Origin of the sequence: Streptomyces acidicola, assembly GCF_009377235.1 — a bacterium.
GTDB classification, from domain to species: Bacteria; Actinomycetota; Actinomycetes; order Streptomycetales; family Streptomycetaceae; genus Streptomyces; species Streptomyces acidicola.
Genome location: NZ_VMNX01000100.1, coordinates 23,994 through 31,685, shown reverse-complemented (window position 1 = coordinate 31,685; position 7,692 = coordinate 23,994). Strand labels below are relative to the sequence as shown.

The window sequence follows — 7,692 nt, the reverse complement described above, 5'->3', positions numbered from 1 at the left end:
CAAAAACCCCGCACCCCCCACCCACCTCTCACAGCCTGCCCCCAGCGGCAGCGCTCCCGTACGGTTGATTCATGACGCGCATCGGTGGTGCCGAGATGGTCGACTGGAATCTCGCGGTGGCGACCGCGACCCGGCTCGTGCGGCCGGGCCCCGAGGTGAGCCGCGACGAGGCCAGGGCCGTCGTCGCCGAGCTGCGCCGACACGCCAGGGCCTCGGAGGAACACGTCCGGGGCTTCACTCGTATGGGCACCGAGACGGCCCACGACACCCCCGTCCTCGTCGTCGACCGCCCGGGCTGGGTCCGGGCGAACGTCGCCGGGTTCCGGGAACTCCTCAAACCGCTGCTCGACAAGATGCAGGAACGCCGCAGTGGCACCCCCGGCGGCGCGGTCCTGGGCGCCGTCGGCGGCAAGGTCACCGGCGTGGAACTCGGCATGCTGCTGTCGTTCCTCGCCTCCCGTGTCCTCGGCCAGTACGAGACCTTCGCCCCCGCGACCCGCGAACTCCCGGCGGGCGCGAACGGCGGCGGACGGCTGCTGCTGGTCGCGCCGAACATCGTCCACGTGGAGCGGGAACTCGACGTGGAGCCCCACGACTTCCGTCTCTGGGTGTGCCTGCACGAGGAGACCCACCGCACGCAGTTCACGGCGGTGCCCTGGCTGCGTGACCACCTGGAGGGCGAAATCCAGTCGTTCCTGGGGGAGACCGAGATGGACCCCATGACCGTCCTGGAACGCATCCGGGAGGCCGCCCAGTCGCTCGCCGGCGGACGCCCCGAGGGCGAGGAGGGCGACGACTCGCGGTCCATCGTGGAACTCGTCCAGACGCCCGCGCAGCGCGAGATCCTCGGCCGCCTCACCGCGGTCATGTCCCTGCTGGAGGGTCACGCGGACTTCGTGATGGACGGCGTGGGCCCGGATGTCGTGCCGTCGGTGCGCGAGATCCGCGAGAAGTTCCAGCAACGACGCGCCCGCGGCGCCTCGCGTCTGGATCTCGCCCTGCGCAAGCTGCTGGGTCTGGACGCCAAACTCAGGCAGTACAAGGACGGCGAACGGTTCGTGCGGTCCGTCGTCGAACAGGTCGGCGTGGACGGATTCAACCGCGTGTGGACCTCCCCGAACACCCTGCCGACCAAGACGGAGATCGCCAAACCGGCGGACTGGGTCGCGCGGGTGCACCGGAAGTCGGAAGCGTGAGGCGTACGGGGAAGGCGTGACACGAATTCGGCCGACGGCAGGCAAACGCCCTCGCAATCACTCGTCCGAGGGAGCGTGAGCGAAGGGCAGGCGTGCAATGCTCGGGGAACGGCCCGTTTCTGTCACCATCTACACACTCTGCGTGACCGACTTCGGGCTCACCCCCCGACAACTTCATGAAGGGCACCGGACATGGGTCCCCATCCTGCGGTCGCGGCGATACGCCTGGCGGTCCGCCGCGTCCTCCACGACCTCCTGACCGAACACCACACCGACACCGACGCCGTCCGCGCCGTACCCGCACTCCGCGCCGGCGGGACCTCCGACGGCACCGACGCATCGGCACGCACCCGCGCCGTGCGTCCCGACGCCATGACTCGCGGCACCGCCGACGCCGGCTCGCGACCGCGCTCGGGCCGGGACACCCTCGTATCCCCGACCGTATCCCCGCCCCTGTCCCCGCCGCTCGTCCTCGTGGCGTGCTCGGGTGGCGCCGACTCCATGGCGCTCGCGTCCGCCCTCGCCTTCGAAGCCCCCAGGCTCGGCGTCCGCGCCGGTGGCGTCACCGTCGACCATGCCCTGCAGCCCGGCTCCGACCTGCGCGCCGCCGAGGTCGTCCTGCGGCTGCGCGAGCTCGGCCTGGACCCCGTCGAGTCCGTCGCCGTGGCGGTCGGCCGCGACGGCGGCCCCGAGGCCGCCGCCCGTGACGCCCGCTACACCGCCCTGGACGCCGTCGCCGAACACCACGGCGCCGCCGCCGTCCTGCTCGGCCACACCCGCGACGACCAGGCCGAGACGGTGCTGCTCGGCCTCGCCCGCGGCTCCGGCATCCGCTCCCTGTCCGGTATGGCCGCGGTCTCGGGGGCCGGCGGCCGCTACCGCCGCCCCTTCCTGCAGATCGACCGGCAGACCGCCCGCAAGGCCTGCATGGTCCAGTCCCTCCCCGTCTGGGACGACCCCCACAACACCGACCCCGCCTACACCCGCTCCCGGCTGCGCCACGAGGGCCTGCCCGCCCTGGAGAAGGCGCTCGGCAAGGGCGTCGTGGAAGCCCTGGCCCGCACGGCCCAGCTGTCGCGTGACGACGCCGATGCCCTCGACGCCTGGGCCCGCCGGGCCGAGCCCTCCGTACGCGACGCGTCGGGCGTCCTGGAGTGCGCCAAGCTGTACGCCCTGCCTGTAGCCGTCCGCCGCCGTATCCTGCGCCGCGCCGCCATCGGGGCGGGGGCTCCGGCCGGCTCGCTGTTCGCCCGCCACATCGAGGAGATCGACCGGCTGATCACCGGCTGGCGCGGACAGGGAGCCATCAACCTGCCGGGCAAGGTAGTCGCCCGGAGGCAGGGTGGCAGACTGGTGATTCGGCAAGGCTGAAAAACACACTCCTCTCGGGAGGTGTCGGGTCCCCCTTCGGGGAGAGGCCGTTCAGCCGGTGGGACGACCGAAAGTGATGCGGGTGGACGCGAAAGACATGGGTGCCGACCTTCAGCAGGTGCTCATCACCAAGGAAGAGATCGACGCGAAGCTGGCCGAGCTGGCCGCGAAGATCGACGCGGAGTACGCGGGCAAGGACCTGCTGATCGTCGGAGTCCTCAAGGGCGCCGTCATGGTCATGGCGGACCTCGCCCGGGCGCTGACCACCCCCCTCACCATGGACTGGATGGCCGTGTCCTCGTACGGCGCGGGCACCCAGTCCTCCGGCGTGGTGCGGATCCTCAAGGACCTCGACACCGACATCAAGGGCCGGCACGTCCTCATCGTCGAGGACATCATCGACTCCGGCCTGACCCTCTCCTGGCTGATCTCCAACCTCGGCTCGCGCGAGCCCGCCTCCCTGAAGGTGTGCACCCTGCTGCGCAAGCCGGAGGCGGCCAAGGTCGCGATCGACGTCGAGTGGGTCGGCTTCGACATTCCCAACGAGTTTGTCGTGGGATACGGCCTCGACTACGCCGAGAAGTACCGCAATCTCCCGTTCGTGGGTACGCTCGCGCCTCACGTTTACGGCGGCTGAAAAGTCCTTGTCACGGGGGCTGCGGGCCTCTGTGGGACGCTCGGGAACCCCAGCGGGTCTCGCGCCGTTGGAGCATGCAGAGACGGGATTGTCAGCCGTCCCGTGCGACTTCGGGTGACAATGCTGGGGTACCGTCCGAAGAACAGTCTTTATCAAACTCACTATGGCAGGAGGGACGGGGCGGCACCGCTCCGTATGGATGGACGTGAAGCGATACTTCCGTGGGCCGGTCATGTGGATCGTGCTGGCCGTCCTTGCCGTGGTCGTGTTGATGCAGGTCGTCGGCTCGTCCGGCGGCTACAAGACGGTGGACACCGGCCAGGTCGTCCAGGCGATCAATCAGGACAAGGTCAAGTCGGCCAAGCTCACCACCGGCGACGAGCAGATCATCAAGGTCGAGCTCAAGGACGGTCAGAAGGTCGACGACAGCTCGAAGATCCAGGCGAGCTACATCGGCGACCAGGGCGTCAGCCTTGCCACCACGCTGCAGGACAAGTACCAGACCAAGCGGATCCCGGACGGCTACACCGTGTCGCCGTCCAAGCAGAACCCGTTCGTCGGGATCCTGCTCTCGCTGCTCCCCTTCGTCCTCATCGTGGTCGTCTTCCTGTTCCTGATGAATCAGATGCAGGGCGGCGGCTCCCGAGTGATGAACTTCGGGAAGTCCAAGGCGAAGCTCATCACCAAGGACACCCCCAAGACGACGTTCTCGGACGTCGCGGGCTCGGACGAGGCGGTCGAGGAACTCCAGGAGATCAAGGAGTTCCTGCAGGAGCCCGCCAAGTTCCAGGCGGTCGGGGCGAAGATCCCCAAGGGCGTGCTGCTCTACGGCCCGCCCGGTACGGGCAAGACGCTGCTCGCGCGCGCCGTCGCGGGCGAGGCCGGCGTCCCCTTCTACTCGATCTCCGGTTCCGACTTCGTCGAGATGTTCGTCGGTGTCGGTGCCTCCCGTGTCCGTGACCTGTTCGAGCAGGCCAAGGCGAACGCCCCGGCGATCGTCTTCGTCGACGAGATCGACGCGGTCGGCCGCCACCGCGGCGCCGGCCTCGGCGGCGGTCACGACGAGCGCGAGCAGACCCTGAACCAGCTGCTCGTCGAGATGGACGGCTTCGACGTGAAGGGCGGCGTCATCCTGATCGCCGCCACGAACCGCCCGGACATCCTCGACCCGGCCCTCCTGCGCCCCGGCCGCTTCGACCGCCAGATCGCGGTCGACCGCCCGGACATGCAGGGCCGTCTGGAGATCCTCAAGGTCCACCAGAAGGGCAAGCCGGTCGCCCCGGACGTCGACCTGTCGGCGGTCGCCCGCCGCACGCCCGGCTTCACGGGTGCCGATCTGTCCAACGTCCTGAACGAGGCCGCGCTCCTCACGGCCCGCAGCGACAAGAAGCTGATCGACAACCAGATGCTGGACGAGGCCATCGACCGCGTCGTGGCGGGCCCGCAGAAGCGGACCCGGATCATGTCGGACAAGGAGAAGAAGATCACCGCGTACCACGAGGGCGGTCACGCCCTGGTCGCGGCGGCCTCACCGAACTCCGACCCGGTCCACAAGATCACGATCCTGTCCCGCGGCCGCGCTCTCGGCTACACGATGGTGCTCCCGGACGAGGACAAGTACTCGACCACGCGCAACGAGATGCTGGACCAGCTGGCCTACATGCTGGGCGGCCGCGCGGCCGAGGAACTGGTCTTCCACGACCCGACGACGGGCGCCGCGAACGACATCGAGAAGGCCACGACCACGGCCCGCGCGATGGTCACGCAGTACGGCATGACCGAGCGTCTCGGCGCGATCAAGTTCGGCGGCGACAACACCGAGCCGTTCCTCGGACGTGAGATGGCTCACCAGCGCGACTACTCGGAAGAGGTCGCCGCGCTCGTCGACGAAGAGGTCAAGAAGCTCATCGAGACCGCGCACAACGAGGCCTGGGAGATCCTGGTCGAGAACCGCGACGTCCTCGACAACCTGGTGCTCGCGCTGCTGGAGAAGGAGACGCTGGGCAAGGAGGAGATCGCCGAGGTCTTCGCCACCATCGTCAAGCGCCCGCCGCGCCCCGCGTGGACCGGCTCGTCCCGCCGGACGCCGTCCACCCGCCCGCCGGTGCTCTCCCCGAAGGAGCTCGCGCTGACGAACGGGGTGAACGGCGCGACGCCGGCGATCACCGGCGCCGCGGAGTCCGTCCCCGCGAAGGAGACCGCCCCGGAGGACCGCTCGGAGAGCTGATCCCACGACGGTTTTCGGCCTACCAGGCCCGGAATGATTGCCGCGCCCCCCAGGTTCTAGCCTGGGGGGCGCGGCAATTTCGTATGCCCGTATATGCGACGCGTGATCCGTACGCGTCGAAGGCACAGGAACGAGGCACCAGATGACCGACCCCGTGACGCTGGACGGTGAGGGCACGATCGGCGAGTTCGACGAGAAACGCGCCGAGAACGCCGTGCGGGAGCTGCTGATCGCGGTCGGGGAGGACCCGGACCGGGAGGGTCTGAGGGAGACGCCGGGGCGGGTGGCGCGGGCGTATCGGGAGCTTTTGGCGGGGTTGAGGCAGACGCCCGAGGAGGTTCTGACGACGACGTTCGATCTGGGGCACGACGAGATGGTCCTGGTGAAGGACATCGAGATCGTGAGCCTCTGTGAACATCATCTTCTGCCGTTCCATGGCGTGGCCCACGTCGGTTACATCCCGGCCGACAGCGGAAAGATCACCGGCTTGTCGAAGCTGGCCCGTCTCGTTGAGGTGTTCGCCCGACGGCCGCAGGTGCAGGAACGACTCACCACACAGATCGCCGACTCGCTCATGCGCATCCTGGAGGCGCGCGGCGCGATCGTGGTCATCGAGGCCGAGCACATGTGCATGTCCGTGCGCGGCATCCGCAAGCCGGGTGCCAAGACAACGACGTCGGCGGTCCGCGGCCAGCTCCGGGATGCCACGACCCGTGCCGAGGCGATGAGCCTGATACTGGCCCGCTGACCCGGTGGGACACGGGCGGCCAAACCCTCCCGGGCGCCCCACCCGTAAACCCGCCGCCCCACACGGGGCCTAGGCTGGGCGCATGAGCAAGAAGAGCGGCCGCGGCCACGTGGCGGGACTGCCCGTGTGGGACCGGTGTGCGGTCATGGGCGTCGTCAACGTCACCCCGGACTCGTTCTCCGACGGCGGCCGCTGGTTCGACACGACCGCCGCGGTGAAGCACGGGCTCCACCTCGTCGACGAGGGCGCCGACCTCGTGGACGTCGGCGGCGAGTCCACCCGCCCGGGTGCCACCCGCGTCGACGAGGCGGAGGAACTCAGGCGCGTCATCCCGGTCGTGCGGGGCCTGGCGTCCGAAGGCGTCGTTGTCTCCGTCGACACGATGCGCGCCTCCGTCGCCGAACAGGCCCTCGCGGCAGGCGCCGCTCTTGTCAACGACGTCAGCGGCGGCCTCGCCGACCCTGCGATGATCCCGGTCGTCGCCGACGCGGGCGCCCCCTTCGTGGTCATGCACTGGCGTGGCTTCCACGAGGGCGACAACATCAGGGGTGTGTACGAGGACGTGGTCTCCGAAGTCGTCGACGAGCTGCACGCGCGCGTGGAGGCCGTTCTGGACGGTGGTGTCGCCCCCGACCGGATCGTCGTAGACCCCGGTCTCGGGTTCTCCAAGGAAGCCGAGCACGACCTCGCGCTCCTCGCCGGCCTCGACCGGCTGCTCGGTCTCGGCCACCCGCTGCTGGTCGCCGCCTCCCGCAAGAGGTTTCTCGGCCGGGTTCTCGCCGGCCCCGAGGGCGCCCCGCCGCCGGCCCGGGAGCGCGACGCCGCCACCGCCGCCGTTTCCGCCCTGGCCGCCCACCAGGGCGCCTGGGCCGTCCGTGTCCACGAGGTGCGGGCCACCGCCGACGCCGTCCGCGTGGCCAGGGCCGTAGAAGGAGCCCGGGAGCTGTGAGCGCGCCCCACACGGACGTCGAGCAGGTCGAACTCGCCAACACGGCCTTCTACGAGGCGATGGAGCGCGGCGACTTCGAGGAGGTCTCCTCGCTGTGGCTGACCCCCGCGGACCTGGGCGTCGACGAGTCGTACCACGACCCGGCGGACACCGGCGTGATCTCCTGCGTCCATCCCGGCTGGCCGGTCCTCACCGGCCGCGGCGAGGTGCTGAGGTCCTATGCGCTCATCATGGCGAACACCGAGTACATCCAGTTCTTCCTCACCGACGTCCATGTGTCCGTCACCGGCGACACGGCCCTGGTGACCTGCACGGAAAACATCCTCAGCGGTGGCCCGGCGCCGGAGGGAGGCGGTGAGCTGGGCCCGCTCGTGGGTCAGCTGGTCGTCGCCACGAACGTGTTCCGGCGCACAGGGGAGGGCTGGAAGCTGTGGTCGCACCACGCCTCCCCCGTACTGACCGAATCCGACAGCGACGAGGGCGAGGACACGCCCCCTTGAGTGGGTAGGCGCCTGTCGAGGGCCGCTGAGGATTCGAGTGACAGGATGCGGGGTATGCGGGGCT

The 7,692-nt window shown here is 69.7% G+C and carries 7 protein-coding genes; all 7 read left to right on the top strand.

Features of this window, described 5'->3' with window-relative positions; all coding sequences use genetic code 11:
• Positions 1-71: 71 nt before the first annotated feature.
• The 7 genes from FPZ41_RS24610 (at position 72) to FPZ41_RS24580 (ending at position 7,628) form a co-directional block, all read left to right on the top strand.
• Positions 72-1,196, top strand: a complete 1,125-nt coding sequence (locus tag FPZ41_RS24610; RefSeq protein ID WP_152865889.1) for a zinc-dependent metalloprotease — start codon at positions 72-74, stop codon at positions 1,194-1,196.
• A 192-nt stretch (positions 1,197-1,388) separates the two neighbouring features.
• The gene (gene tilS, locus FPZ41_RS24605) at positions 1,389-2,567 is read left to right on the top strand and encodes a tRNA lysidine(34) synthetase TilS (protein ID WP_152865888.1); all 1,179 of its coding nucleotides are present in this window, start codon (positions 1,389-1,391) and stop codon (positions 2,565-2,567) included.
• Between the two features lie 76 nt (positions 2,568-2,643).
• On the top strand, positions 2,644-3,204 hold the full coding sequence (gene hpt, locus FPZ41_RS24600; RefSeq protein WP_152865898.1) for a hypoxanthine phosphoribosyltransferase: 561 nt from the start codon (positions 2,644-2,646) through the stop codon (positions 3,202-3,204).
• 199 nt (positions 3,205-3,403) lie between these two features.
• Positions 3,404-5,431, top strand: coding sequence for an ATP-dependent zinc metalloprotease FtsH (gene ftsH / locus FPZ41_RS24595; RefSeq protein ID WP_152865897.1), 2,028 nt, complete (start codon positions 3,404-3,406; stop codon positions 5,429-5,431).
• A 142-nt stretch (positions 5,432-5,573) separates the two neighbouring features.
• The gene (gene folE, locus FPZ41_RS24590) at positions 5,574-6,179 is read left to right on the top strand and encodes a GTP cyclohydrolase I FolE (RefSeq protein WP_131564157.1); all 606 of its coding nucleotides are present in this window, start codon (positions 5,574-5,576) and stop codon (positions 6,177-6,179) included.
• Between the two features lie 82 nt (positions 6,180-6,261).
• Positions 6,262-7,128: a dihydropteroate synthase gene (gene folP / locus FPZ41_RS24585; RefSeq protein ID WP_152865887.1), complete on the top strand. Its 867-nt coding sequence runs from the start codon at positions 6,262-6,264 to the stop codon at positions 7,126-7,128.
• Complete coding sequence (locus tag FPZ41_RS24580; RefSeq protein WP_322620672.1) at positions 7,125-7,628, top strand: nuclear transport factor 2 family protein; 504 nt, start codon at positions 7,125-7,127, stop codon at positions 7,626-7,628. The genes folP and FPZ41_RS24580 overlap by 4 nt, the downstream gene beginning before the upstream one ends.
• Positions 7,629-7,692 lie beyond the last annotated feature (64 nt).